Source organism: Pseudomonas sp. LAMO17WK12:I10 (assembly GCF_900215185.1).
Taxonomy (GTDB): domain Bacteria; phylum Pseudomonadota; class Gammaproteobacteria; order Pseudomonadales; family Pseudomonadaceae; genus Aquipseudomonas; species Aquipseudomonas chlororaphis.
In genome coordinates, this window is record NZ_OBDX01000032.1 from 47,968 (window position 1) to 72,804 (window position 24,837).

At 65.2% G+C, this 24,837-nt stretch carries 21 protein-coding genes; 7 read left to right on the forward strand and 14 right to left on the reverse strand.

The features are described from left to right. Positions 1-16: 16 nt before the first annotated feature. Positions 17-829, reverse strand: coding sequence for an HDOD domain-containing protein (locus CRO75_RS26975; protein WP_164486322.1), 813 nt, complete (start codon positions 827-829; stop codon positions 17-19). Between the two features lie 276 nt (positions 830-1,105). Between CRO75_RS26975 and CRO75_RS26980 the strand changes: the two genes are divergently transcribed. Further along, positions 1,106-2,302, forward strand: a complete 1,197-nt coding sequence (locus tag CRO75_RS26980; RefSeq protein ID WP_007921262.1) for a class I SAM-dependent rRNA methyltransferase — start codon at positions 1,106-1,108, stop codon at positions 2,300-2,302. 84 nt (positions 2,303-2,386) lie between these two features. On the opposite strand, the gene CRO75_RS26985 is transcribed toward CRO75_RS26980, so the two are convergent. Next, on the reverse strand, positions 2,387-2,950 hold the full coding sequence (locus CRO75_RS26985; RefSeq protein ID WP_097139339.1) for a hypothetical protein: 564 nt from the start codon (positions 2,948-2,950) through the stop codon (positions 2,387-2,389). 310 nt (positions 2,951-3,260) lie between these two features. On the opposite strand from CRO75_RS26985, the gene ilvD reads away from it, so the two are divergent. Then, on the forward strand, positions 3,261-5,102 hold the full coding sequence (ilvD, locus tag CRO75_RS26990; protein ID WP_097139341.1) for a dihydroxy-acid dehydratase: 1,842 nt from the start codon (positions 3,261-3,263) through the stop codon (positions 5,100-5,102). A 100-nt stretch (positions 5,103-5,202) separates the two neighbouring features. On the opposite strand, the gene CRO75_RS26995 is transcribed toward ilvD, so the two are convergent. Continuing rightward, complete coding sequence (locus CRO75_RS26995; protein ID WP_097139343.1) at positions 5,203-6,258, reverse strand: phosphorylcholine phosphatase; 1,056 nt, start codon at positions 6,256-6,258, stop codon at positions 5,203-5,205. A 241-nt stretch (positions 6,259-6,499) separates the two neighbouring features. Here CRO75_RS26995 and CRO75_RS27000 point away from each other — a divergent pair, with 241 nt between their 5' ends. After that, entirely contained in the window at positions 6,500-7,891 is a 1,392-nt protein-coding gene (locus CRO75_RS27000) for an L-cystine transporter (RefSeq protein ID WP_097139345.1), read from the forward strand. A 46-nt stretch (positions 7,892-7,937) separates the two neighbouring features. On the opposite strand, the gene CRO75_RS27005 is transcribed toward CRO75_RS27000, so the two are convergent. Then, complete coding sequence (locus CRO75_RS27005; protein ID WP_092419363.1) at positions 7,938-8,450, reverse strand: dihydrofolate reductase; 513 nt, start codon at positions 8,448-8,450, stop codon at positions 7,938-7,940. A 96-nt stretch (positions 8,451-8,546) separates the two neighbouring features. On the opposite strand from CRO75_RS27005, the gene CRO75_RS27010 reads away from it, so the two are divergent. Beyond that, the gene (locus CRO75_RS27010; protein WP_097139347.1) at positions 8,547-9,926 is read left to right on the forward strand and encodes a DUF2868 domain-containing protein; all 1,380 of its coding nucleotides are present in this window, start codon (positions 8,547-8,549) and stop codon (positions 9,924-9,926) included. Then, on the forward strand, positions 9,919-11,307 hold the full coding sequence (locus CRO75_RS27015) for a GTPase/DUF3482 domain-containing protein (protein WP_097139349.1): 1,389 nt from the start codon (positions 9,919-9,921) through the stop codon (positions 11,305-11,307). Before CRO75_RS27010 ends, CRO75_RS27015 begins: the two co-directional genes overlap by 8 nt. On the opposite strand, the gene CRO75_RS27020 is transcribed toward CRO75_RS27015, so the two are convergent. The 7 genes from CRO75_RS27020 to CRO75_RS27050 all read right to left on the reverse strand — a co-directional run bounded on the left by CRO75_RS27020 (position 11,304) and on the right by CRO75_RS27050 (position 20,535). Then, positions 11,304-11,867, reverse strand: coding sequence for a phosphonate degradation HD-domain oxygenase (locus CRO75_RS27020; protein ID WP_097139351.1), 564 nt, complete (start codon positions 11,865-11,867; stop codon positions 11,304-11,306). The genes CRO75_RS27015 and CRO75_RS27020 overlap by 4 nt on opposite strands. Beyond that, positions 11,867-13,000: a TIGR03364 family FAD-dependent oxidoreductase gene (locus CRO75_RS27025; RefSeq protein ID WP_097139353.1), complete on the reverse strand. Its 1,134-nt coding sequence runs from the start codon at positions 12,998-13,000 to the stop codon at positions 11,867-11,869. Before CRO75_RS27025 ends, CRO75_RS27020 begins: the two co-directional genes overlap by 1 nt. Positions 13,001-13,120: 120 nt before the next feature. Beyond that, complete coding sequence (locus tag CRO75_RS27030) at positions 13,121-14,146, reverse strand: putative 2-aminoethylphosphonate ABC transporter substrate-binding protein (protein ID WP_097139355.1); 1,026 nt, start codon at positions 14,144-14,146, stop codon at positions 13,121-13,123. Between the two features lie 50 nt (positions 14,147-14,196). After that, positions 14,197-15,921, reverse strand: a complete 1,725-nt coding sequence (locus CRO75_RS27035; protein WP_097139357.1) for a putative 2-aminoethylphosphonate ABC transporter permease subunit — start codon at positions 15,919-15,921, stop codon at positions 14,197-14,199. Between the two features lies 1 nt (position 15,922). Then, positions 15,923-16,999: a putative 2-aminoethylphosphonate ABC transporter ATP-binding protein gene (locus CRO75_RS27040; RefSeq protein WP_097139359.1), complete on the reverse strand. Its 1,077-nt coding sequence runs from the start codon at positions 16,997-16,999 to the stop codon at positions 15,923-15,925. Between the two features lie 280 nt (positions 17,000-17,279). After that, on the reverse strand, positions 17,280-18,143 hold the full coding sequence (locus tag CRO75_RS27045) for a LysR family transcriptional regulator (protein ID WP_092419340.1): 864 nt from the start codon (positions 18,141-18,143) through the stop codon (positions 17,280-17,282). A 16-nt stretch (positions 18,144-18,159) separates the two neighbouring features. After that, positions 18,160-20,535: a heavy metal translocating P-type ATPase gene (locus tag CRO75_RS27050; RefSeq protein WP_097139361.1), complete on the reverse strand. Its 2,376-nt coding sequence runs from the start codon at positions 20,533-20,535 to the stop codon at positions 18,160-18,162. Between the two features lie 85 nt (positions 20,536-20,620). Here CRO75_RS27050 and cadR point away from each other — a divergent pair, with 85 nt between their 5' ends. Continuing rightward, positions 20,621-21,070, forward strand: a complete 450-nt coding sequence (gene cadR / locus CRO75_RS27055) for a Cd(II)/Pb(II)-responsive transcriptional regulator (protein WP_007930346.1) — start codon at positions 20,621-20,623, stop codon at positions 21,068-21,070. A 145-nt stretch (positions 21,071-21,215) separates the two neighbouring features. Here the strand turns inward: cadR and CRO75_RS27060 are convergent, their stop codons facing one another. The 3 genes from CRO75_RS27060 to CRO75_RS27070 form a co-directional block, all read right to left on the reverse strand. Then, positions 21,216-22,187, reverse strand: coding sequence for a thymidylate synthase (locus CRO75_RS27060; RefSeq protein WP_007927352.1), 972 nt, complete (start codon positions 22,185-22,187; stop codon positions 21,216-21,218). 47 nt (positions 22,188-22,234) lie between these two features. After that, positions 22,235-23,056, reverse strand: a complete 822-nt coding sequence (gene lgt / locus CRO75_RS27065) for a prolipoprotein diacylglyceryl transferase (RefSeq protein ID WP_009046066.1) — start codon at positions 23,054-23,056, stop codon at positions 22,235-22,237. 78 nt (positions 23,057-23,134) lie between these two features. After that, positions 23,135-23,917: a sulfite exporter TauE/SafE family protein gene (locus CRO75_RS27070; protein ID WP_009046067.1), complete on the reverse strand. Its 783-nt coding sequence runs from the start codon at positions 23,915-23,917 to the stop codon at positions 23,135-23,137. A 123-nt stretch (positions 23,918-24,040) separates the two neighbouring features. On the opposite strand from CRO75_RS27070, the gene CRO75_RS27075 reads away from it, so the two are divergent. Further along, complete coding sequence (locus CRO75_RS27075) at positions 24,041-24,787, forward strand: NRDE family protein (protein ID WP_097139363.1); 747 nt, start codon at positions 24,041-24,043, stop codon at positions 24,785-24,787. Positions 24,788-24,837 lie beyond the last annotated feature (50 nt).

Consider the following 24,837-nt stretch of genomic DNA (forward strand, 5'->3'; position numbering starts at 1 on the left):
ATAACGTGGTCGGGAATCAGTGCGCGCCCAGTTCGCGCACGGTTTCCTTGAGGTTCTCGAAGTCGTAGTCGGACAGGCCGACGTAATCGAGGATCAGATGGCCGATGCTGCTCCATTCGTGGTCATCGACCTGATTGCCCAGCACCCGGTAGGACGCGCAGATATGCTCGGCCATTTTCAGGATCGCCAGCAGGTTCTTCAGCTGGCTGTTGCGCGACGACTCGTCGCTGAAGATCGCCAGGGCGTTGTGGTGATTGGCGATCGCATTGGTCACGTGCTCCGGCAGGCGCCAGGACTTGGCCGTGTAGTAACCGACCACCGCGTGGTTGGTGTTGAACACACGGTTTTCCGTATCCACCACGCGGTTCTCGGGGCCCGCGCTGGCGTAGGCCTCTTCCAGCACCGTCATGTAGTCGGGGAAGCGCTTGAGCATCAGCGGCACGCCGCAATCGTGGAACAGGCCCAGGGCATAAGCCTCGTCGACCGCTTGCGAGCCGGTGCGCTTGGCCAGGGTCAGGCAGGTCATCGCCACATCCTGGGCGGTGTCCCAGAAGCGGTTGAGGGTGACGATGGTTTCGTCGCTCATCTCGCCCTTGATCGACTGCGCGTTGATCAGGTTGATGATCGAACGGCTGCCCAGCAGGTTCACCGCGCGCTGGATCGAGGCGATCTTGTTGCTCAGCCCGTAATACGGCGAGTTGACGATTTTCAGCAGGGCGCCGGAGAGGCCCGGGTCCTGGGAGATCAGCCGCGCGATCACTTCCAGGTCAGGGTCGGGCATGTACTGCTCCATCTGCAGATCCACCATGATCTGCGGTTGGGGCGGCACGCTGATGCCTTGCAGGGCCTGTTGAATCTGTTCGGCGGAAAGCTCTTGGGACATCGCTTGGGACATAGGTACGCACTCTGGGCTAGGCGGCGATTCTAACCCTTTAGATGGCGCCCATGGCCAGCCGGAAGGAACTTTACAACGGGCGCCTCGGGGCAATGCCGGGCCAGGCGCGGGATATCCACAGCGGGTTTGCCCTGTCACCGCATATCCACTCGCCAGCCTCTCGGCGAGCGCAACACGTTATACTCCCGCTCTTTTTTCCGGAGCGACGTCATGTCCCTGCCAAGCCTGCGCCTCAAAGCCAACGCCGATCGCCGCCTGCGCGCCGGCCACCTGTGGGTCTACAGCAACGAAATCGATGTAGCCGCCACCCCACTCCACGGCTTCAAGGCAGGCGACCAGGCAGTACTGGAAGCCGCCGGCGGCAAGCCGCTGGGCGTCGTCGCCATGAGCCCGAACAACCTGATCTGCGCCCGCCTGCTGTCGCGCGACGCCAAGCTGGCGCTGGACAAGTCGTTGCTGGTGCACCGCCTGAACGTGGCCCTGTCGCTGCGCGAGCGTCTGTTCGACAAGCCGTTCTACCGCCTGGTGTACGGCGACTCCGACCTGCTGCCGGGCCTGGTGGTTGACCGTTTCGGCGACATCCTCGTCGTGCAGCTGGCTTCGGCGACCATGGAACAGCACAAGGACGACGTGATCGCCGCCCTGGTCCAGGTCCTCAAGCCAAGCGGCATCCTGTTCAAGAACGACTCCGCCGCGCGCGACGCCGAAGGCCTCAACCGCTACGTGGAAACCGTGTTCGGCCTGGTGCCGGAGTGGGTCGCCCTGGAAGAGAACGGCGTGAAGTTCGAGGCCCCGGTGATGGAAGGCCAGAAGACCGGCTGGTTCTACGACCACCGCATGAATCGCGCCCGCCTGGCGCCTTACGCCAAGGGCAAGCGCGTGCTGGACCTGTTCAGCTACATCGGCGGCTGGGGCGTGCAGGCCGGCGCCTTCGGTGCCAGCGAAGTGTTCTGCGTCGATGCCTCGGGTTTCGCCCTTGACGGTGTCGAGCGCAACGCCGCGCTCAACGGCATCGCCGAGAAAGTCACCTGCATCGAAGGCGACGTGTTCGAAGCCCTGAAAGAACTCAAGGCCGCCGAAGAACGTTTCGACGTGATCGTCGCCGACCCGCCGGCCTTCATCAAACGCAAGAAGGACCTGAAGAACGGCGAAGGCGCCTACCGCCGCCTGAACGAACAGGCCATGCGCCTGCTCAGCAAGGACGGCATCCTGGTCAGCGCTTCGTGCTCGATGCACCTGCCCGAAGACGACCTGCAGAACATCCTGCTCACCAGCGCCCGCCACCTGGACCGCAATATCCAGCTGCTGGAGCGCGGCGGCCAGGGTCCGGACCATCCGGTACACCCGGCCATCCCGGAAACCCGCTACATCAAGAGCATCACCTGCCGCCTGCTGCCTAACAGCTGAGCCTGACCGGACGCCCCTTGCCCCATGCGGCAAGGGGTGCCCAAACCGATTGCTCCCACCCCCTCCTCACCCAAGGCTCAGCGCTCAAGCGACCTGTGCCCGACGGCGCGCGCGCCATAAAGAACCGAGGAACATGGCGCCGGAGAACGCGAGGGTCGGCGCGGCGAAGAACGCCAGGGACAGCAACCCGCTCTTGAAGGGGTCGAGGTGGCGGTGCTGAATCCATAGCTTGAACAGCCACTGCACCAGCCAGGGCATTGGCAAAGCCAGCAGCACCCAGGCGCCATTCCCAAGCAGCCGTCGCCACAGGTCAGCACGCCCTTGCAACAGCGTGGCACCGAGCAGGATCATCAGCAGCAGGCCGGCCATCACACCCACCCCCACGCCAAGGGTGAAGGGCAGGCCACGGCAGACCCACACCAGCCCCGCCGCACCCAGTGCCACCAGCAGCATCGCGATCCAGATCCGCGGCTGACGTCGCTGCTCGGCCAGCAGCTGCAACAGCCCGCCACCCACCAACAGGGCAGCCGCCAGCGCGGCCATGGCGACACCGGACCCGCCGCTGTAGAGGACGGTCCACATCAGCAGCAGGCCCTGCGCCAGGCCGATGACAAGGTAGAACCTCAGGGATCGCAGCGTCGCGGACATTCCAGCTCCATTGGAAGGTGATCGAAGGCCGGCGAGTCTAAACCAGTCCCTGATCGCCGGCTGCCCATTTCCATATCCAGGCATTCGACGCCGTAGAGCGGCCACGGCATTCCTTCCTGGCGCCAGCGGTGTAGAATCGCGAGATTCATCGCCAGTCATCCCCCGGCGGGTTTATGAGCTCAGGCTGAGGCGCGCGGCGATCCCGCGGCGTCATCGGCAGCTTCAGGACACACGGCCATTTCTGAGTGTTCCAGGGGTCAATAGAAGCTCACTCCCCATTTGTTACCTGATTAGCCGCCCGGAGTGCTCCATGCCTGATTACCGCTCGAAAACATCCACCCACGGCCGCAACATGGCCGGCGCCCGCGCACTGTGGCGCGCCACGGGGATGAAAGATGACGACTTCAAGAAGCCGATCATCGCCATTGCCAACTCCTTCACCCAGTTCGTCCCGGGCCACGTGCACCTCAAGGACCTGGGCCAGCTGGTCGCCCGCGAAATCGAACGCGCCGGCGGCGTGGCCAAGGAATTCAACACCATCGCCGTGGATGACGGCATCGCCATGGGCCACGACGGCATGCTGTATTCGCTGCCGAGCCGCGAGATCATCGCCGACTCCGTGGAGTACATGGTCAACGCCCACTGCGCCGATGCCATCGTCTGCATCTCCAACTGCGACAAGATCACCCCCGGCATGCTGATGGCCGCCCTGCGCCTGAACATCCCGGTGATCTTCGTTTCCGGCGGCCCGATGGAAGCCGGCAAGACCAAGCTCGCCGCCCACGGCCTCGACCTGGTCGACGCCATGGTGATCGCCGCCGACTCCAGCGCTTCTGACGAGAAGGTTGCCGAGTACGAGCGCAGCGCCTGCCCGACCTGCGGTTCCTGCTCCGGCATGTTCACCGCCAACTCGATGAACTGCCTGACCGAAGCCCTGGGCCTGGCCCTGCCGGGCAACGGTTCGACCCTGGCCACCCACAGCGACCGCGAACAGCTGTTCCTGCAGGCCGGCCGTACCATCGTCGAGCTGTGCAAGCGCTACTACGGCGAGAACGACGAGTCGGTGCTGCCGCGCAACATCGCCAACTTCAAGGCGTTCGAGAACGCCATGATGCTCGACATCGCCATGGGCGGTTCGACCAACACCATCCTGCACCTGCTGGCCGCCGCCCAGGAAGCCGAGATCGATTTCGACCTGCGCGACATCGACCGCCTGTCCCGCAGCGTGCCGCAACTGTGCAAGGTGGCGCCGAACATCCAGAAGTACCACATGGAAGACGTGCACCGCGCCGGTGGCATCTTCAGCATCCTCGGCTCCCTGGCGCGCGGCGGCCTGCTGCACACCGACCTGCCGACCGTGCACAGCCGCAGCATGGAAGAAGCCATCGCCAAGTGGGACATCACCCAGACCAACGACGAAGCGGTGCACCACTTCTTCAAGGCAGGCCCGGCCGGCATCCCGACCCAGACCGCATTCAGCCAGTCGACCCGCTGGCCGAGCCTCGACGACGACCGTGAAAACGGCTGCATCCGCAGCGTCGAGCACGCCTACTCGAAAGAAGGCGGCCTGGCCGTGCTGTACGGCAACATCGCCCTGGACGGCTGCGTGGTGAAGACCGCCGGCGTCGATGAGTCGATCCACGTCTTCGAAGGCAACGCGAAGATCTTCGAAAGCCAGGACAGCGCGGTGCGCGGCATCCTCGCCGACGAAGTGAAGGAAGGCGACATCGTCATCATTCGCTACGAAGGTCCGAAAGGCGGCCCGGGCATGCAGGAAATGCTGTACCCGACGTCTTATCTGAAGTCCAAGGGCCTGGGCAAAGCCTGCGCCCTGCTGACCGACGGCCGCTTCTCCGGCGGTACTTCGGGCCTGTCCATCGGCCACGCTTCGCCAGAGGCAGCGGCTGGCGGCGCCATCGGCCTGGTTCAGGACGGCGACAAGGTGCTGATCGACATTCCGAACCGCTCGATCAATCTGTTGGTCAGCGACGAAGAACTGGCCACGCGCCGCGTCGAGCAGGACAAGAAAGGCTGGAAACCGGTGGAAAAACGCCCACGCAAGGTGACCACCGCCCTGAAAGCCTATGCCCTGCTGGCCACCAGCGCCGACAAGGGCGCGGTGCGCAACAAGGCGATGCTCGACGGTCTGTGATTGCCAGCCGCTGAATGAAAATGCCCCGCCAAGTGCGGGGCATTTTTTTGTCTGGAGATCGGCCTCTGCGAGACTTGCCCGCGATGGGCTCAACCCGCGGTTACTGGATGTCCTCCGGCTTGACGATCACCCAGTTCTTGTCCGCCGTCACCGGCAGCCCTTCCTTGGCCTGGGCCGCGGCGTGCTTGGCCATCATGCCGTTGATCTGGGCCATGTACTTGTCCTTGCGGTTGATCCACAGGTGGATGCCGCCCTTGGCCACGTCGACACCGTGGAACAGCATGTAGCCATCGCTGGTCGGGGTGTCGCCGCCCACCAGCACCGGTTTTTTCCACTCGTCGATGTAGGTCAGGATCGCCGCGTGCTTGCCGGCCATCCAGGTCGCCGGGGTCCACAGGTAAGGGGTCAGTTCCAGGCCGAGGTTGGCCTTCTCGTCATACTTGCCTGCGGTGATCTGCTTGCGCGCGGTGGTCAGCTCGCCGGTCTTGCGGTCCTTGAGCAGGGTGGTCACGCCGATGACGTTCTGCGGCTTGACGTTATAGCCGTACTTCGGATCGGACGCGACCATGCGCACCAGTTCCTCGGAGGCGGCGGTCATCACGTAGACCTCGATGCCGTTCTCCATCAGTTTGTTGTACAGCTCTTTCTGGCCGGTGAAGATTTTCGGCGGATTGATCTCGGTGTTCTTGACCACGTCGCCTTCGAAATAGGTGGCCGGCACCGGCTTGCCCGAGGCCATCAATTCGTCGACATAGCCCTTGAGTTCCTTGAGGGTGAAGCCGGAGAACACCTGCGCCACCCAGGGGTAGCAAACCATATCGTCGATTTCACAAAGGCGGTAGTAATAGCTGAACAGGCTTTCCTTGTGCTCGGCGGTGTCCTTGAACGGCATCAGCTTCAGGGAGGGGTCGAGGGTCTCGCGGGTGATCAGGCCCTTGTTCTCCATGAACGGCAGCAGCGACTCTTCCAGGTCGTAGCGGTAACTGGTGTTGTCCATGTCGAACACCGCGTAGTTACCCTTGTTCGCGTTGGCCGCGATCATCGCGTCCAGTTGCCTGGCCTGGTCCGCGGGCCAGTGCTGCAAGTCGGTGGCGAGAACCTGGCCGGCAAGGCCCAGGCAGAGTGCGGCAACCAGAAATTTCGGAGCGAGTTTCATCGGCGTTTTCTCCCTGATTTAAAGAGATCGACGCTAACAAATCGGTGTGACAATTCTCGCCTGTGGGCGACCGCCCGCGTCCTGATCCCGTCACCGGCATGTGCCTGAGCGTCAGCGGCTTATTCCAAAAACGACAGTCCCAATGCGTTTTTGATATTAATTCATTAGATATCAAGCTGTTAGGCTTGCCGGTTCGCAATCGCAGCCACAAGCGATTGGCACAAGTCTTATCGGAGCCTTAATGAACCTGCCGCTGATCCTCAACCTGCTGGTGTTCCTCGCCTTGCTGCTGGGCCTGGCACAAACCCGTCACACCACCTGGAGCCTGGCCAAGAAGGTCCTGCTGGCACTGGTGCTGGGCGTGGTTTTCGGTGTTGCCCTGCACAGCATCTACGGGGCCGGCAATCCCGTCCTGAAAACCTCCATCGGTTGGTTCGACCTGGTGGGCAACGGTTATGTGCAATTGCTGCAGATGATCGTGATCCCGCTGGTGTTCGCCTCGATCCTCAGTGCCGTGGCGCGCCTGCACAACGCCTCGTCCCTGGGCAGGATCAGCTTCCTGACCATCGGCACCCTGCTGTTCACCACCGCCATCGCCGCGCTGATCGGCATCGCCCTGACCAACCTGTTCGGCCTGACCGCCGAAGGGCTGGTGGCCGGGACCCAGGAAATGGCCCGCCTGCAGGTGATCCAGAGCGATTACGCGGGCAAGGTCGCCGACCTGAATATCCCGCAACTGCTGCTGTCGTTCATTCCGCAGAACCCCTTCGCCGACCTGGCCCGGGCCAAGCCGACCTCGATCATCAGCGTGGTGATCTTCGCCGCCTTCCTCGGCGTCGCCGCCCTGCAACTGCTCAAGGACGACGCCGACAAGGGCCAGAAAGTGGTCAACGCCATCGACACCCTGCAAGCCTGGGTCACCCGCCTGGTACGCCTGGTGATGAAGCTGACCCCTTACGGCGTGCTGGCGCTGATGACCAAGGTGGTCGCCAGCTCCAACCTGCAGGACATCATCAAGCTCGGCAGTTTCGTGGTGGTGTCGTACATCGGCCTGGGCCTGATGTTCGTGGTCCACGGCCTGCTCGTTTCGCTGGCCGGGATCAACCCACTGCGCTTCTTCCGCAAAGTCTGGCCGGTGCTGACCTTCGCCTTCACCAGCCGCTCCAGCGCCGCGAGCATTCCGCTGAGCATCGAGGCGCAGACCAGCCGCCTGGGCATTCCGCAGTCCATCGCCAGCTTCGCCGCCTCGTTCGGCGCGACCATCGGCCAGAACGGCTGCGCCGGCCTGTACCCGGCCATGCTGGCGGTCATGGTGGCCCCGACCGTGGGCATCGACCCGCTGGACCCGCTGTGGATCGCGACCCTGGTGGCGATAGTGACCTTGAGTTCGGCCGGGGTGGCCGGGGTCGGCGGTGGTGCGACGTTCGCCGCGCTGATCGTGCTGCCGGCCATGGGCTTGCCGGTGTCCCTGGTGGCGCTGCTGATTTCCGTGGAGCCGCTGATCGACATGGGCCGCACCGCACTGAACGTCAGCGGTTCGATGACCGCAGGTGCGATCACCAGCCAGATCATGCAGCAGACCGATAAAGAAAAGCTCGATGCCGATGAGCATGCGGAGCTGGCGCAGGCCTGATTCCAGCCCCGTTCCGGGTTCACGCCCGGAACGGGGCTACGACGGGTTAAACCCTTTCCCAGACTTCGAAGCTGTAGGCCGGCTTGTCGCCTTCCGCCGGGTTCGACATGTCAGACACCAGTTTCCACTGCTGCTGATCGAACTCCGGAAACCACGCATCGCCCTCCGGGCTCAGCGCCACGCGCGTCAGGTACAGGCGATCGGCCTGCTCCAGGCCCTGGGCATACAGCTGCGCCCCGCCGATCAGCATCAGCTCGGTAACGCCCTGTTCCAGCGCCCACTCCTCGGCACGCGCCACCGCCGCTTCCAGCGACGGGTACACCTCGGCGCCTTCGAGCCGCAGGTCGGCCTGGCGACTGACCACGATATTCAGCCGCCCCGGCAGCGGACGCCCCAGCGAATCCCAGGTCTTGCGACCCATGATGATCGGCTTGCCCAGGGTGGTGGCCTTGAAGTATTTGAAATCCCCCGGCAAGTGCCAGGGCATGCTGTTGTCGACGCCGATCACGCGGTTTTCACCGAGGGCCGCGATCAGGCTGAGAGGGAGAGATTTTTTCATGCCGGCGAGGATACCAGAGGCTCGGTGCCCCGCAACGTACCCCGATCAGCGCGACAGCGGTTATGCTCAGCGCTCATTTGAGCAACGGAATGACGCGTGACAGCACTGACCCCACTGCAAAAACTCTGGCTCACCGAAGCCGTACGCCTGCGCGAGGAACACGCCGGCGCCCTGGAAGACCAGGAAGCCAATCGTCTGGCGCGCACCGCGGGCGGCGATCTGGCGAGCCGCCTCCAATACCGCGGGCTGTGGCTGGCCGAACGCGACGGCCTGGCCGCCGCCCTGCGCCACTGGGTCCAGGGCGCGCGCCTGGCGCTGTTGCTGATGGCCGTGTTGGCCATGGTCAGCGGTGCCGGCCTGGCCTTCGCCGCCCTGGGTAACGGGCAGGCGCCGGTCAACGTGTTCTGGGCCCTGGGCAGCCTGCTCGGCCTCAACCTGCTTCTGCTGCTGAGCTGGGCCCTGGGCCTGCTGTTCGCCGGCGAACACGGCGCCAGCCTCGGCCGCCTGTGGCTGTGGCTCAGCGCCAAGCTCGCCCGCGACGCCAAGGCCGCGCAGCTGGCGCCCGCCCTGCTGCTGTTGCTGCAACGGCGCAAACTCAATCGCTGGGCCATTGGCAGCCTGGTCAACGGCTTGTGGCTGCTGGCCCTGCTCAGCGCCGTGGCGATCCTGCTGATGCTGCTGATCACCAAGCGTTACGGGTTCTACTGGGAAAGCACCCTGCTCGGCGCGGATGCCTTCGTGGCGATCACCAACGCCCTCGCGGCCATACCCCGTGCCATAGGTTTCGGGGTACCGACCGTAGAGATGATTCACGCCAGCACCCGGGATGTTTACAACACTGAACTGGTGCGCCAGATGTGGGCCGTCTGGCTGGTGGCCTCGCTGATTATTTACGGCGTGCTGCCGCGCCTGCTGTTGATGCTGTTCTGTCGCTGGTGCTGGAAGCACGGGCAGGCGCGCCTGCAACTGGACCTCAACCTCCCCGGCTACAGCCAACTGCGCGAAGCGCTGATGCCCAGCAGCGAACGCCTGGGGATCAACGATGCCGCCCCCGAACTGCTGCACCGCGTCGAAGGCGGCGTCAGCGCGCAGGACAGCGATGGCGCCCTGCTGGTGGCCATCGAACTGGACGACCAGCGCCCCTGGCCACCGCAATTGCCGGCCACGGTGAAAGACGCCGGCATCCTCGACAGCCGCGAATCCCGGCACAAGCTGTTGGAACAGATGAGCCGCTTTCCGCCGGCGCGCCTGGCCATCGCCTGCGATCCACGGCGCTCGCCGGACCGTGGCAGCCTGGCGCTGATCGCCGAACTGGCCCGCAGCGCCACCGCCACCCGGGTCTGGCTGTTGCAGGCGCCGCCCGGCGAAGCGCTGGACGCCGAACGCCTGAGCGACTGGCACGTGGCGCTGCAACAGCTGGAGCTGCCATTCGCCGATTGCGCACCGCTGAACTGGCTGGAGACCGGGCATGACTGATCCTCGCAAACCACCGTTGAAGCTGGCGGTGGTCGGCCACACCAACGTCGGCAAGACCTCCCTGCTGCGCACCCTGACCCGGGACGTGGGGTTCGGCGAAGTCTCCCATCGCCCCAGCACCACCCGCCATGTCGAGGGCGCGCGGCTGTCGGTGGACGGCGAACCGCTGCTCGACCTGTACGACACCCCCGGCCTGGAAGACGCCATTGCCCTGCTCGACTACCTGGAACGCCTGGAGCACCCCGGCGAGCGCCTGGACGGCCCGGCCCGCCTGGCGCGGTTTCTCGAAGGCAGCGAGGCGCGCCAGCGTTTCGAACAGGAAGCCAAGGTGCTGCGCCAGTTGCTGGACTCCGACGCCGGGCTGTATGTGATCGACGCTCGCGAGCCGGTACTGGCCAAGTACCGCGACGAGCTGGAAGTCCTCGCCAGCTGCGGCAAGCCGTTGCTGCCGGTGCTGAATTTCGTCAGCAGCGCCAGCCACCGCGAGCCGGACTGGCGTGAAGCCCTGGCCCGCCTGGGCCTGCATGCACTGGTACGGTTCGACAGCGTGGCGCCGCCGGAGGACGGCGAGCGGCGGCTGTATGAAAGCCTGGCGTTGCTCCTGGAAAGCTCGCGGCCGCAGCTGGAACGCCTGATCGCCGACCAGCAGGCGCAGCGCCTGGCCCGCCAGCAAAGCGCCGCGCGGCTGATCGCCGAACTGCTGATCGATTGCGCCGCCTGCCGGCGCAGCGTGGTCAGCGAGGTCGAGCAGGAACAACAGGCCATCGGCGAGCTGCGCAAGGCCGTGCGCCAGCGCGAACAGCGCTGTGTCGAGGCGCTGCTCAAGCTCTACGCCTTCCGCCCGCAGGATGCCGCCGCCAGCGATGTGCCGCTGCTCGACGGACGCTGGGGCGATGACCTGTTCAACCCGGAAACCCTCAAGCAACTGGGCGTGCGGGTCGGTGGCGGGATCGCCGCCGGCGCGGCGGCCGGGGCTGGCGTCGATCTGCTGGTGGGCGGCCTGACCCTGGGCGCGGCGGCCCTGGCCGGGGCGATTGCCGGCGGCGCGCTGCAAACCGCTCGCAGCTACGGCGGCCGCCTGCTGGGCAAGCTCAAGGGCCAGCGCGAACTGACTGTGGACGACAGCGTGCTGCGCCTCTTGGCCCTGCGCCAACGGCAACTGGTGCAAGCGTTGAATGTGCGTGGGCATGCGGCGCTGGGCAGCATCCAGCTGGCCACGCCCCAGGACCAGAGCTGGCGCGAGGGCAAGTTGCCGGAGGCGCTGAGCAAGGCCCGCGCCCATCCGCAGTGGTCGTCGCTGAACCCGGCGCCGCGCCTGAGCCAGGCCGAGCGCCAGGAGCAGATCGAGGTGTTGGCGCAGAAGCTGGTGGTTGGGGATTAGGTCATCCATGCGTTCAGCAGACGCGCCGCCTTGTCCTTGAGCACCTGCAAATCCATCACCGGCACCCGCAGCTCCTTGGCCTGTTCGTCCCAATGGCGCAGGCACAGGCTGACCGCGCATAGCGGGTCCTGCTCGAAGGCTCGGGCCTCTTCGGCGCTCATCACCCCGCCCTGGTATTCCAGGGTGCGCCGGCTGGCTTCGCTGAGCCGCTCGTAGTAGCCCGGTTCCTTGCAGGTCAGGTAACGCTTGGCCTGCACGTGGTACTCCACCAGCCGCGCCAGGCGCTCGCTGAAACCGGCGCGGCGCAGGTAGTCGGCGCCCAGCCGCTCATGGCCGGCCACGCCGAAACCGCCCATGCTCTCGACACCTTGCGCGCAGATATGCCCGATATCGTGGAAGAACGCCGCCAGTACCACTTCGTCGTCGAAGCCCTCGGCCATGGCCAGTTGCGCGGCCTGGGACATGTGCTCGATCTGCGACACCGGCTCGCCGATGTAGTCGCTGTCGCCAAAGCGCTCGTAAAGGCCGAACAGCTCGGCGATCCGCTGCTCAGGCCGCATCAGGCTTCCTCCAGCAAGCGGGCGATATTGCCCTCGGCCATGGCCGGGCCGACGCTCATGCCCACGCCGCTGTGCATCAGCGCCACGCTGACCCCGACGGCCGGGCGCAGGAACGAAAACGGCCCCGGGCCGCGGGCGCCATAGACACCCTGCCAGCGCTCGACCACCTGCACCTTGCAGCCCAGGGTGTGTTCGGCCAGTTCGAGAATCCAGGTGTCCACCTGCTCGGCATTGAACGGCGAGGGGTCGCTGCCGTAATGGTGGGAGTCGCCGATGATCAGCTCGCCATAGGGCGTCGGGCTGATCAGCAGGTGGATGCCGTTTTCGTGCAGGTGCGGCGCATCCCGCAGGATCTGCGCCTGCACTGCCGCCGCTTCGGGCAGGTCGGCAAAGGCGCCGTAATGCACACAGCTCAAGCCGGTGAGCAGCGCATGTTGCAGGTCCAGCTGCACCTCGGGCCGGGCGCGGAGCATTTGCAGGCGGCAGACCTGCGGCGCCAGCGCGGCAATCGGCTCGGCCAGCAGGGTCTGGTAGTCATGCCCGGAACAGACCAGGATCTGCCCCGCACGAAAGCTGCCGGCGGTGCTGTGCAATTGGCCGGGCTCGATGTCGCGCACCAGGGTGGAGAAATGAAACTCTACCCCCAGGTCGCGGCGCAGGTAGTCGATCAGCATCGGCATGGCTTCGCGGGAATACAGCTGCTGGTCATCCAGGCCATGCAGCGCCGCGCGATGATGGCGGAAGCGGCCGCCGTACAGATCGTTCAACGCCGCGCCGCGCAGCAGTTCGACCCGGTAGCCGTGTTCCTGCGCGCGTCCAACGCAGAAGGCCTGCAGCAAGTGCTCTTCGGCCTCGGTGCGGGCGAACAGGTAAGAGCCGTTGCGCTTGAGCGGCAGGCCGGCCAATTGCGCCCAGTCGCCCCAGATGCCGCGGCTGGCCTTGGCCAGGTCGAGCATCACCCCAGGCGGCTGGCCAGTCACCAGGGCCTGGCCGAAATTGCGCACCGACGCGCCCAGGGGCGTGGCGCTGCGCTCGAAAACCTTGACCCGCAAACCGCGCTTGGCCGCGGCATAGGCATGGGACAGCCCGAGAATGCCGGCGCCGACGATCAGCAGGTCGTTGTGGTTGCTCATGGGTGTGGTCCTTGGACGATGACCTCGGCGAGGTCAAATCGCGGGCAAGTCGGATCGCCGCCGGCTCGCTCCTACAGAAGCGTCCATAGAAGCGAGGCGGCCCGCGACAGGGGCTGTCGATTACTTGGCGGCGACCTTCTCGGACTTGCCGTCATAACGCTTGCGCCACTCGGCGAGGATCTCGTCGCGGTTCTTCGAGGCCCAGGCGAAGTCGTTCTTGATCAGGCGCTGCTCGTAGTCGGCCGGCAGCTCGGTCTGCGGCTTGGCGATCCCCGGCTGGGCCAGCACGGCGAAGTTTTCCTTGTACAGCTCCATGGCCGCGGGGCTGGCGGAGAAGTCGGCGAGCTTCTTCGCCGCTTCTTCATGAGGGGTGCCCTTGATCACCGCGGTGGCTTCGATTTCCCAGCCCAGGCCTTCCTTGGGCAGCACGATGTCCAGCGGCGCGCCCTGGCGCTTGAGCTGCACGGCCGGGTATTCGAAGGAGATGCCGATCGGGAATTCGCCGGCCGCCGCCAGCTTGCACGGCTTGGAGCCGGAGTGAACGTACTGGCCGATGTTCTGGTGCAGCTCGTCCATGTACTGCCAGCCCTGCTTCTCGCCGAAGGTCTGCAACCAGGCGCTGACGTCGAGGAAGCCGGTGCCGGACGAGGCCGGGTTGGGCATGACGATCTTGCCCTTGTACTCAGGCTTGGTCAGGTCCTGCCAGCTCACCGGCTTGGTCAGGCCCTGTTTTTCGGCCTCGACGGTGTTGAAGCAGATGGTCGCGGCCCAGACGTCCATGCCGACCCAGGCCGGCGGGTTGGCGGCGTCGCGGTAGTTGCCGCCGATCTTGCCCAAATCCTTCGGCGCATAGCTTTGCAGCATGCCCTGCTGATCGAGGATCGCCAGGCTGGAAGCGGCCAGGCCCCACACCGCGTCCGCCTGCGGCCGGGCTTTTTCCGCCAGCAGCTTGGCGGTGATGATCCCGGTGGAATCGCGCACCCATTTGATTTCCACATCCGGGTTGGCGGCTTCGAAGGCTTGCTTGTAGCTCTTGAGCTGTTCGGCTTCGAGGGCGGTATAGACCGTCAGTTCGGTCTTCGCGGCAAAGGCGTTCATGCTGAAGGCAGTGAGGACAGCAGCGGCAACAGCCAGGGGCTTGAACATGGTGCGGTTCCTTTCTGGAGTGGGAGCTTGTTAGTGGGGGTTGGGCAGATTCAGTGACCGGGCGCGGTCTGCCGCCAGGCCTGGGAGCGGCGCAGCAAGCCGCGCGAAGCCCAGGCCAGGAGCAGCGACACGCCCGCCGAGGTCAAGAGGATCAGGGTCGACATGGCGGCCGCGCCGCCGACATTGCCGGCGTCGTCCATGTTCAGCACCGCCACCGCCGCGAGGATGGTGTCGGGGCTGTAGAGGAAGATCGCCGCCGAGACAGTGGTCATGGCCGAGACGAACAGGTAGCGCAGGATATCCAGCAGCGCCGGCAGGCAGATCGGCACGGTGACCCGCAGGTAATGGCGGTACAACGGCGCCTTGAGCGACAGCGCGGCGGCCTCGAACTCGGCGTCGAGCTGGCGCAGCGCGGTGGTGGCGGTCATCTGCGCGGTGGTCAGGTAGTGGGCGATGGTGCACACCACCAGCAGGGTCATGCTGCCGTAGAACACATGCAGCGGGTTGCCGCTGAGGTTGAAGAAGAAGACGTAACCCAGGCCCAGCACCAGGCCCGGCACCGCCATCGGCACGAAGCTGAGCATGCGCAGCGCCAGGTTGAGGCCGCGCTGGGCGTGGGTCTTCTCCATCAGGTAGGCGCCGGTGAAGATCAGCGCGCTGCCGATCAGCGCCGTGCACAGTGCCATGGTCAGGCTGTTGCGGTAGGCCAGCCAGCCGCCGCCGGCGGTGTCGTTGAACTGGTAGTGGTTGAGCGACAGCGACAGGTTATAGGGCCAGAACTTCACCAGCGACGAGAACACCGCCATACCGAACACCAGCAGCAGCGCCGCGCAGATCAGCAGCACGATCGCCAGGTAGCAACCGTCCCGCAGCCGGGAAGGCGCCGGCTGGAACACCTGGGCCCGGCCGCTCATGGAATCGCCATGGCGACGGCGCAGCCAGGCATCGACGCCGAAGCTGAACAGCGCTGGCAGCAACAGCACCATGCCGATCAAGGCGCCACGGCCGAACTGTTGCTGGCCGACCACCGCCTTGTAGGCTTCCAGTGCCAGCACCTGATAGTCGCCACCGACCACCACCGGCACGCCGAAATCGGTGATGGTCAGGGTGAACACCAGGCAGAACGCGGCGAACACCGCCTGCCGGGTGGCCGGCCAGGTGATGCTGCGAAAGGCCTTGGCCGGGCTGGCGCCCATGCTCGACGCGGCGTCGAACAGCCGCGCATCGGCCAGGGACAGGGCCGACAGCAGGATCATCAAAGCGTGGGGAAAGGTGTAGATCACTTCGCCGAGGACGATGCCCCAGAAGCCGTAGATATTCTCCGAGAGTAGGCCACGGAGCAGGCCCTGGTTGCCGAACAGATAGACCAGGGCGATCCCCGGCAGCATCGACGGCGCCATCAACGGCAGCAACGACAGGCCGCGCCAGATCGCCTTGCCGGGAATCAGCGTGCGTTGCAGGGCATAGGCGAACAGGTAGGCCAGCGGCACCACGATGGCGGCGACGCTGAGGGAGACTTTCAGGCTGTTGCCCAACAGCCAGTGGAAGTTGGCGCTGGTCACCAGCTCACGGGCGGCGACCAGGCCGCCGCCCTGCCCGGCTTCGCCGCTGAAACCGCGCCAGAAAATCGCCAGCAACGGCAGCAACACCGCCAGGCCCAGCAACACCAGCAGGACCAGCTTGCCGCCGAGCACGAAGAGGCGGTCGCCGATTTGCGCACGGGCCGCCTGGCGCGCCCGTTTTGCGGGTAGCGGCAGGGTCAGGTCAACGGCCATCTCAGGCAAACACCTGCAGGCTGCGCGGTGGCAAGGCGACCCAGATGTCCTGGGCGCCGAGGCGCGGCATGGCTTCCGGGGCCAGCTCGGCCAGCAGCGGATGGCCGGGCAATTGGTTGAGTTCGAAACTCATGCGGCAGCGGTTGCCGAGGAAGGTGATCTCCCGGACCTTGGCCGGGAACAGGTTTTCCTCGTGCACCGGCGGGTTGACGCTGATCGCCTCCGGGCGGCAGAACAACCGGCCCGCGGCGGCCTTGCCGGAGTCGGCCGCCAGCCGCACATTCATCCCGCCGACCTGGGCGTGGCTGTCGCTGCTGCGGCGGAACGGCAGCCAGTTGCCCTGGCCGACGAATTCGGCGACGAACGGGGTGGCCGGGCGATCGTAGATTTCCTGCGGCGTGGCGTATTGCTCGACCTTGCCGTTGTTCATCACCGCGATGCGGTCGGCCATCAACATGGCCTCGTCCTGGTTGTGGGTGACCATCAGGGTGGTGATGCCCAGGCGCCGCTGCAGCTGGCGCAGCTCGGTGCACAGGTGCTCGCGCACCCGCGCATCCAGCGCCGACATCGGTTCATCCAGCAACAACAACGAAGGCGCCGGGGCCAGGGCGCGCGCCAAGGCCACCCGCTGCTGCTGGCCGCCCGACAGCTGGCCGGGGTATTTCTTTTCGCTGCCGGTCAGGCCCACCAGTTCCAGCATCTGCGCCACGCGCTGGCGCACTTCGTCGCGGCCGCTGCCAGCCAGGCCATAGGCGATGTTGGCTTCGACGCTGAGGTTGGGGAACAGCGCATAGGATTGGAACAGAATGCCGTAGTCCCGGGCCTGGGGCGCCAGGTGCGAGACGTCGCGGCTGCCCAGGTACAACTCGCCCCGGTCCTGGCGCTCGAGGCCGGCGATGCAGCGCAGCAAGGTGGTCTTGCCGCAGCCCGACGGGCCGAGCAGGCACACCAGCTCGCCGGCCGCCACGTCCAGGGAGACGTTATCCAGGGCGGTGAAAGCGCCAAAGCGTTTCTGCATGCCGCGCACTTTCATCGGCGCGCCGGGGTTGCTCAGGGCAGTTGCGATCGGGTGGTTCATGGACGGACCTCATCAAGCAGATGCAGGCCATCCTAGGGCGCGAATGCGTAGTTACTGTGGCAGTGAGGCAAAAGCTGCCGATAGTGGTATTGGCGGATTTGGGTTCAAGAGAACGCAGAGCCTTGTAGCCGCTGCCGAGCCCGCGAGGCTGCGAACGGGTGCGCAGCAACCGCAGGTCCGACAACGCGATCTGGCGAGGTAACCGCAGGGCGCCTTTTGCGGGCGCTGCGCACCCGTTCGCAGCCTCGCTGCGCTCGGCAGCGGCTACAAGGAGCAGGGTTCAGGCTGGCGCCATTTCCTGCGCCAGCCCGAGGAAGGCCGCCGGCAGGCGCGCGCCCTTGCGCTCCTTGAGGCAGTACAGGTATTCGGCGATCTGCGGCGCGTTCTCGATGGTCAGCACCCGCAACTGCGGATCGTGGGGGACTTCCTGACGGGCAATGATGCTGATGCCGATATTGCGCAGCACCGCCTCGCGGATCGACTCGCGGCTGCCGATCTCCAGCAGCGGCCCGAAGCTGACCTGGGCGCTGTCGAGCAATTCTTCGGTCAGGCGCCGGGTGGTGGAGCCCGGCTCGCGCATCAGCAGGGTATGCCCGGCCAGGGCGTTCAAGGGCACATGATCGAGGGCCGCCAACGGATGATTGCGGTGCACCGCCAGCACCAGCGGGTCGCTGCCGAGCACCCGGCGAATCAAGCGCGAATCCTCCAGCAACTGCGAGGACGCGGCAATGTCGACCCGGTATTCCTCCAGCGATTCCAGGACCTGCTGCGAGTTGCCGATTTCCACCGACACCTCCACCTGGGGCAGGCGCTCCCGGAAGGTCTTCACCAGATCGAGGATGTAATACGGCGCCGTGGCGGCAATCCGCAGGGTGCCTTGCAATTGGCCGCTATTGCGCAGGAAAAACTCGATATCGGCTTCCTGCTGCAACAGCGCCTTGACCATCGGCAACAGCCGGGCACCCTCTTCGCTGACACTGAGGCGGCGGCCGCCGCGATAAAACAGCTCGACCGCATACTGGCTTTCCAGATGACGGATCTGGGTGGTCACCGTGGGCTGGCTCAGGCCGAGCTTTTTCGCCGCCAGGGTGATGCTGCCCAGGCGGGCCACCAGGTAAAACGCCTTCAGCTCGGCACTCAGCACTGCGTCCTCTCATCCTCTATTTGCGCAACAGGCGCAAACCGTTGAAGACCACCAACAGGCTGACGCCCATGTCGGCGAACACGGCCATCCACATGGTGGCCAACCCGAAGAAGGTTACCCCAAGAAAGATCGCCTTGATGACCAGGGCCAGGGCGATATTTTGCACGAGGATGTTCGAGGTCTGGCGGGACAGCCGGACAAAGGCCGGAATCTTGCGCAGATCGTCGTCCATCAAGGCGACATCGGCGGTCTCGATGGCGGTGTCGGTGCCCGCCGCGGCCATGGCGAAACCGATCTCCGCGCGGGCCAGGGCCGGGGCGTCGTTGATGCCGTCACCGACCATGCCGACCCGGTGCCCTTGGGCGTACAGGTCTTCGATGGCTTGCAGCTTGTCGGTGGGCAACAGGTCGCCGCGGGCCTGATCGATGCCCACCTGGGCGGCGATGGCTTCGGCGGTGTGCGGGTTGTCGCCGGTCAGCATCAGGGTCTTGATGCCCAGCTCGTGCAACTGCTGGATCGCTTCGCGGCTGGACTCCTTGACCGTGTCCGCCACGGCGAACAGGGCCAGGGGGCCGACGCTGTCGAGCAACAGCACCACGGTCTTGCCCTGTTTCTCCAGGGCGAACAGCTGCTCTTCCAGCTCCGGCGAGCACAGCCCCAGTTCCTCCACCAGGCGGTGATTGCCCAGGTGGTAGAGCTGGCCGTTGATTTCGCCACGCACACCGCGGCCGGCCAGGGCTTGGAAGTTATCCACAAGGTGCAGGCTCAGCTGCTTATCCACAGCCGCATTGGCGATGGCCAGGGACACCGGGTGGTCGGAACGGGACGCTAGGCTGGCGGCGATGGCCGGGGCGCTGCTGTCCGCCAGCGGGTCGAGGGACAGGAAATCGGTCTGCACCGGCTTGCCGTGGGTGATGGTGCCGGTCTTGTCCAGCGCCAGGTAGTCGAGCTTGTAACCGCCCTCCAGGTAGACCCCGCCCTTGATCAGGATGCCTTTGCGCGCCGCCGCGGCCAGACCGCTGACGATGGTCACCGGAGTGGAAATCACCAGCGCGCAGGGGCACGCCACCACCAGCAGCACCAGGGCGCGGTAGATCCAGTCGAACCAGGCGGCCCCCATGAACAGCGGTGGAATCACCGCCACGGCCAGGGCAAAGGCAAACACCGCGGGGGTGTAGAGTTTCGAGAAGCTGTCGACGAAGCGCTGGGTCGGCGCGCGCGCGCCCTGGGCTTGTTCCACGGCATGGATGATCCGCGCCAGGGTCGAGTTGTTGGCCGCCGCGGTCACCTTGTACTCCAGCGAGCCGGCCTGGTTGATGGTGCCAGCGAAGACCTTGTCGCCCAGGGTCTTTTCCACCGGCAGGCTTTCGCCGGTGATCGGCGCCTGGTCGATGGTCGAACTGCCGGCCAGCACCTCGCCGTCGAGGCCGATGCGCTCACCTGGGCGAACCCGTACCAACGCGCCCAGCTCGATGCTTCTCGCTTCCCGTTCGACCCAACTTCCGTCTGCCTCCTGCACCGTGACCCGTTCCGGGGTCATCTGCATCAGGCCACTGATGGCATTGCGCGCGCGGTCCAGGGATCGGGCCTCGATCAACTCGGCCACGGTGAACAGGAACATCACCATCGCCGCTTCCGGCCATTGGCCGATCAGCACCGCGCCGGTCACGGCGATGCTCATCAAGGCGTTGATGTTGAGGTTGCGGTTCTTTAGGGCGATCCAGCCCTTCTTGTAAGTGCCGAGGCCGCCGCTGAGGATCGATACCAGGGCGATCACCGCCACCACCCAGGTCGGCGCGGCGCTGGTGAAGTGGATCCCCTCCGCGGCCAGCGCGCCGACACCGGACAGCGCCAGCGGCCACCAGTGCTTTTTCACCGGCGCCGCGGCCGGGGCATCGGACTCGCCGCCCAGGCCGATGGGCTCGGCCTCCATGCCCAGGGACTTGATGGCGGCGATGATCGGGGCAACGTCCTGCAGGTCATGGGTCACGCCCAGCACCCGGTTGATCAGGTTGAACTCCAGTTGCTGCACGCCCGCCAGCTTGCCCAGCTTGTTCTGGATCAGCGTCTGCTCAGTCGGGCAGTCCATGGCCTCGATGCGGAAACTGCTCAGGCGCGCATTGGCGCTCGACGCCGCGCTGAGCACAACCCGCGACGGCGCGGCGGCCGACGAACAGCAGGAATCACCGTGACTGGCAGCCTGGGGCTCGCTCAACTGGACCAGCGACGGCGACGAGCAGCAGGAAGCGCCGTGGCCAGCATGGTCGTGTTTTTTCAGCGGATGCAGTTTTGCGCCATGGCCATGATCGTGATCGTGATCGTGATGGTGATCGTGGCCAGCATGCTTGGAGTCAGCGCCGGGCTTGCCGTGGGTGTGCAGGGAATCGCTCATAAGGTCGCGTCCGAAAAGGTGCCTGTTGCCAAGTGAACACCCTGTAGCCACTATAGGGTCAAGCACCCTTTCGGAGATTGTCGCGATGAAAATTGGCGAGCTGGCGAAACTGACCGACTGTCAGGTCGAAACCATCCGTTACTACGAGCGCGAAGGCCTGCTGCCGGAGCCGGCCCGCAGCGAGGGCAATTACCGTCTGTATACCCAGGCCCACACCGAACGCCTGACCTTTATCCGCAACTGCCGCAGCCTGGACATGACCCTCGAGGAAATCCGCAGCCTGCTGAACCTGCGCGACAGCCCGCAGGACCAGTGCCAGAACGTGAACGCGCTGATCGACGAACATATCCACCACGTCAAGGCGCGGATCGACGGGCTGCTGGCCTTGCAGACACAGCTGCTCGACCTGCGCCAACGCTGCAGCGAAGGGCCGGACCTGGATCAGTGCGGGATTTTGCAGCGCCTGGAAGTCAGCGGCTCGGTGGCCCCCAGCGAAGCCGAGGACTCTCATGTGGGCCGTAGCCACGGCCACTAGAAACGACGCGGGCCAGACTCGCTCCTACACAGAGGCAGATTGCCGTATCGACCACGTGTAGGCGTGGTCTTCGGGATTGCTAGGCCCTGCGGGCCTTATCGCAGCCTGCGGCAGCAGCTACAGGAGCCGCCGCCGGGTATCTCGCTCAGACCGCCATCGGCGCGGTCATCGGCGCGTGGTGCTCGTAGCCTTCCAGCGAGAAGTCGCTCGGCTCAACCTTTTCCAGCCACTCCGGCTGGTACACGCCGGTCTTGGCGAACTCCGGTACACGCTCGGAAATCACCAGCTTCGGCATCGGGAACGGCTCGCGCTTGAGCTGCTCGTTGAGCATGTCCAGGTGGTTTTCGTAGACGTGGGCGTCACCGATGAAATAGGTGAACCAGCGCGGGGTGTAGCCGGTCAGGCGACCAATCAGGCTCAGCAGGGCGGCGCCTTCGGTGAGGTTGAACGGCGTGCCCAGGCCCAGGTCGTTGGAGCGGATGTAGAGGGTCAGGGAAATTTCCCGGGTCTCGACATTCGGATGGAACTGGTACAGCAGGTGGCACGGCGGCAGGGCCATTTCATCCAGCTGAGCGCAGTTCCAGCCGTGGAACAGGATACGGCGGCTGCCCGGGTCCTTGATGATGGTATCCACACACTGGCGCACCTGGTCGATGGCCTTGTACAGCACCACGTAGGCCTGGCCGTTTTCCTCGCCTTCGGCGATCTGCCGGTAGCCCTGGTTCAGGGTCTGCTCGATGGCGGCCGGGTTGCTCAGGGGGATCTGCTTGTACGCCGGCCACTTGCGCCATTGCACGCCGTAGATCTCACCCAGGTCGTCCTCGCCCTGGCGGAAGGGATTGGCTAGCCACTGGGCGTTTTCGTTGGCGTTCTGGTCCCAGACCTTGCAGCCCAGGGCACGGAATTCGGCGGCGTTGTTCACCCCACGGAGGAAACCGCACATCTCGCCGATGGCCGACTTGAAGGCCATCTTGCGGGTGGTGATCGCCGGGAAACCGTCTTTCAGGTCGTAACGCAGCATCGCGCCGGGGAAGCTGATGGTGTTCACGCCGGTGCGGTTGGCCTGCTTGGTGCCGTTCTTGATGACGTGGGCGACCAGATCGAGATATTGCTTCATGTATTACCTGTGTCCTTGAAGGCAGGGCTCGCACCCTGCGATCCGAATTAGAGCGCGGCGTCTTTCGCCACCGGTGCCGCTGGAGCGCGGTGATAGGCCAGCCAGATCAGGAACAGGCCGCCAACGATCATCGGCAGGCACAGCACCTGGCCCATGGTCAGCCAGTTCCACGCCAGATAGCCCAACTGCGCATCCGGGACGCGGACGAACTCGACGATAAAACGAAAAATACCGTAAAACAGGGCGAACATCCCGGAAACCGCCATGGTTGGACGGGGTTTGCGCGAGAACAGCCAGAGGATGAGGAACAGCGCCACGCCTTCCAGGGCGAACTGATACAGCTGCGAAGGATGGCGCGGCAGCTGGGCCGGGTCGCTGAATGGCGGGAAGATCATCGCCCACGGCAGGTCGGTCGGCTTGCCCCACAGCTCGGCGTTGATGAAGTTGCCGATGCGCCCGGCGCCCAGGCCGATCGGCACCATTGGCGCGACGAAGTCCATTAGCTGGAAGAACGACTTGCCGTTCTTCTTGCCGAACCACAAGGCCGCGAGCATCACCCCGATGAAACCGCCGTGGAACGACATGCCGCCTTTCCAGACCTCGAAGATCAGCGTCGGGTTGGCCAGGTAGGCGCTCAGGTCGTAGAACAGCACATAGCCCAGGCGCCCGCCGACAATGACCCCCATCGACATCCAGAACACCATGTCGGAGAGCTTCTCCTTGGTCCAAGTCGGGTCGAAGCGGTTCAACCGGCGCGACGCCAGCAGCCAGGCGCCACCGATGCCGATCAGGTACATCAGGCCGTACCAGTGAATTTTCAGCGGACCGATGGCCAGGGCCACCGGGTCGATCTGCGGGTAAGGCAGCATTGCGACTCCTCGTTAGAGTGAAACTCGATTGCGCCGCGACCATGTCACGCGCGGATTAAGCCAGGATTGCGGAACCTGTCAGAGCAGGAACGTCAGGCCGACCACAAACAGCAGGCCGGCGAACAAGCGCTTCAACAGACGCGCCGACAGCCGATGGGCCAGGCGCGCGCCGAACCGGGCAAAGACCATGCTGGTCAGGGCGATGCCCAGCAGCGCCGGCAAATACACAAAACCCAGACTATGGGCCGGCAGCAACGGATCATGCCAGCCCAGAATCATGAAACTTATTGCACTGGCCACGGCAATCGGCAAACCGCAGGCCGAGGACGTGGCCACCGCCTGCTGCATCGGCACACTGCGCCAGGTCAGGAACGGCACGGTCAGCGAGCCGCCGCCGATGCCGAAAATCGCCGAGGCCCAGCCGATCACACTGCCGGCCAGGGTCAGCCCCAGCTTGCCGGGAACGTCGCGGCTGGCCTTGGGCCGCAGGTCCAGGGTCATCTGCAGGGCGACCACCAGGGCGAAGATGCCGATGATTTTCTGCAGGTTCGGCCCGGAAATCGCTTCGGCCGTCAGCGCCCCGACTCCGGCGCCGAGCAGGATGCCCAGGGTCATCCAGGCAAAGATCGGCCAGCGCACCGCGCCCCTGCGCTGGTGTTCGCGAACCGCGTTGACCGAGGTAAAAATGATGGTCGCCAGCGACGTACCAACGGCCAGGTGGGTCAGGATCGACGGATCGAAACCTTGCAGGGTGAAGCTGAACACCAGCACGGGAACGATGATGATGCCGCCACCTACGCCAAACAGACCGGCCAATATGCCCGCGCAGGCCCCCAGCAGCAGATAGAGCAGAAATTCCATGGAGGCACCCCGAAAAGAGAGCGGCATGGTAACGGATGCACGGCCATTGGCTCCACTGGATGGCGATGGATACCCAGTCGTTCTGTGCGTAAAGTGAGCAAAAAACACAAAAGGGACAACCTGATGTGCTTGATCGTATTCGCCTGGCGGCCGGGCCACGCCCTGCCCCTGATCGTCGCGGCCAACCGTGACGAGTTCTACGCCCGCCCCAGCCTGCCGTTGGCGCAATGGCCCGAAGCCCCCGATATCTATGCCGGGCGCGACCTGGAAGCGGGCGGCACCTGGCTCGGCCTGGGCGCCGACGGACGCTTCGCCGCCCTGACCAATATCCGCAATCCCCATCAGCCCCCCGCGCGCCGCTCCCGGGGCGAACTGGTGGCGCGTTTTCTCAGCAGCAAGATGTCGATAGATGACTATTTCAGCGACGTTGTCGGCCGATCGCTGGAATATGCCGGCTTCAACCTGCTGGTGGGCACCCCCGATCAGCTCTGGCACTACAACGCCCAGGTCCGTGAGCCGCAGCAACTGGGCAGTGGCGTGTACGGCCTGTCGAATGCCGGGCTCGACACGCCCTGGCCCAAGCTGCTCAAGGCCAAGGCAGCATTACAGGAAGTACTGGACGACCCGCAGCCCCAGGCTCTGCTCGCCCTGCTCAGCGATGCGCAGACCGCGCCGTTTGCCGACCTTCCCGATACCGGGGTCGGCCTGGCCACCGAGAGCCTGCTGTCGAGCGTGTTTATCGCCAGCCCTAGCTACGGCACGCGGGCCAGCACCGCGCTGATCGTCCGGGCCGATGGTTCGAGGCACATAGTCGAGCGCAGCTTCGGGCCCTATGGCGGGCATCTGGGCGAGGTGGAGCTGAGGATTTAGCGGACGCTATCGCGAGCAAGCCCGCTCCTGCAGCTGTAGGAGCGGGCTTG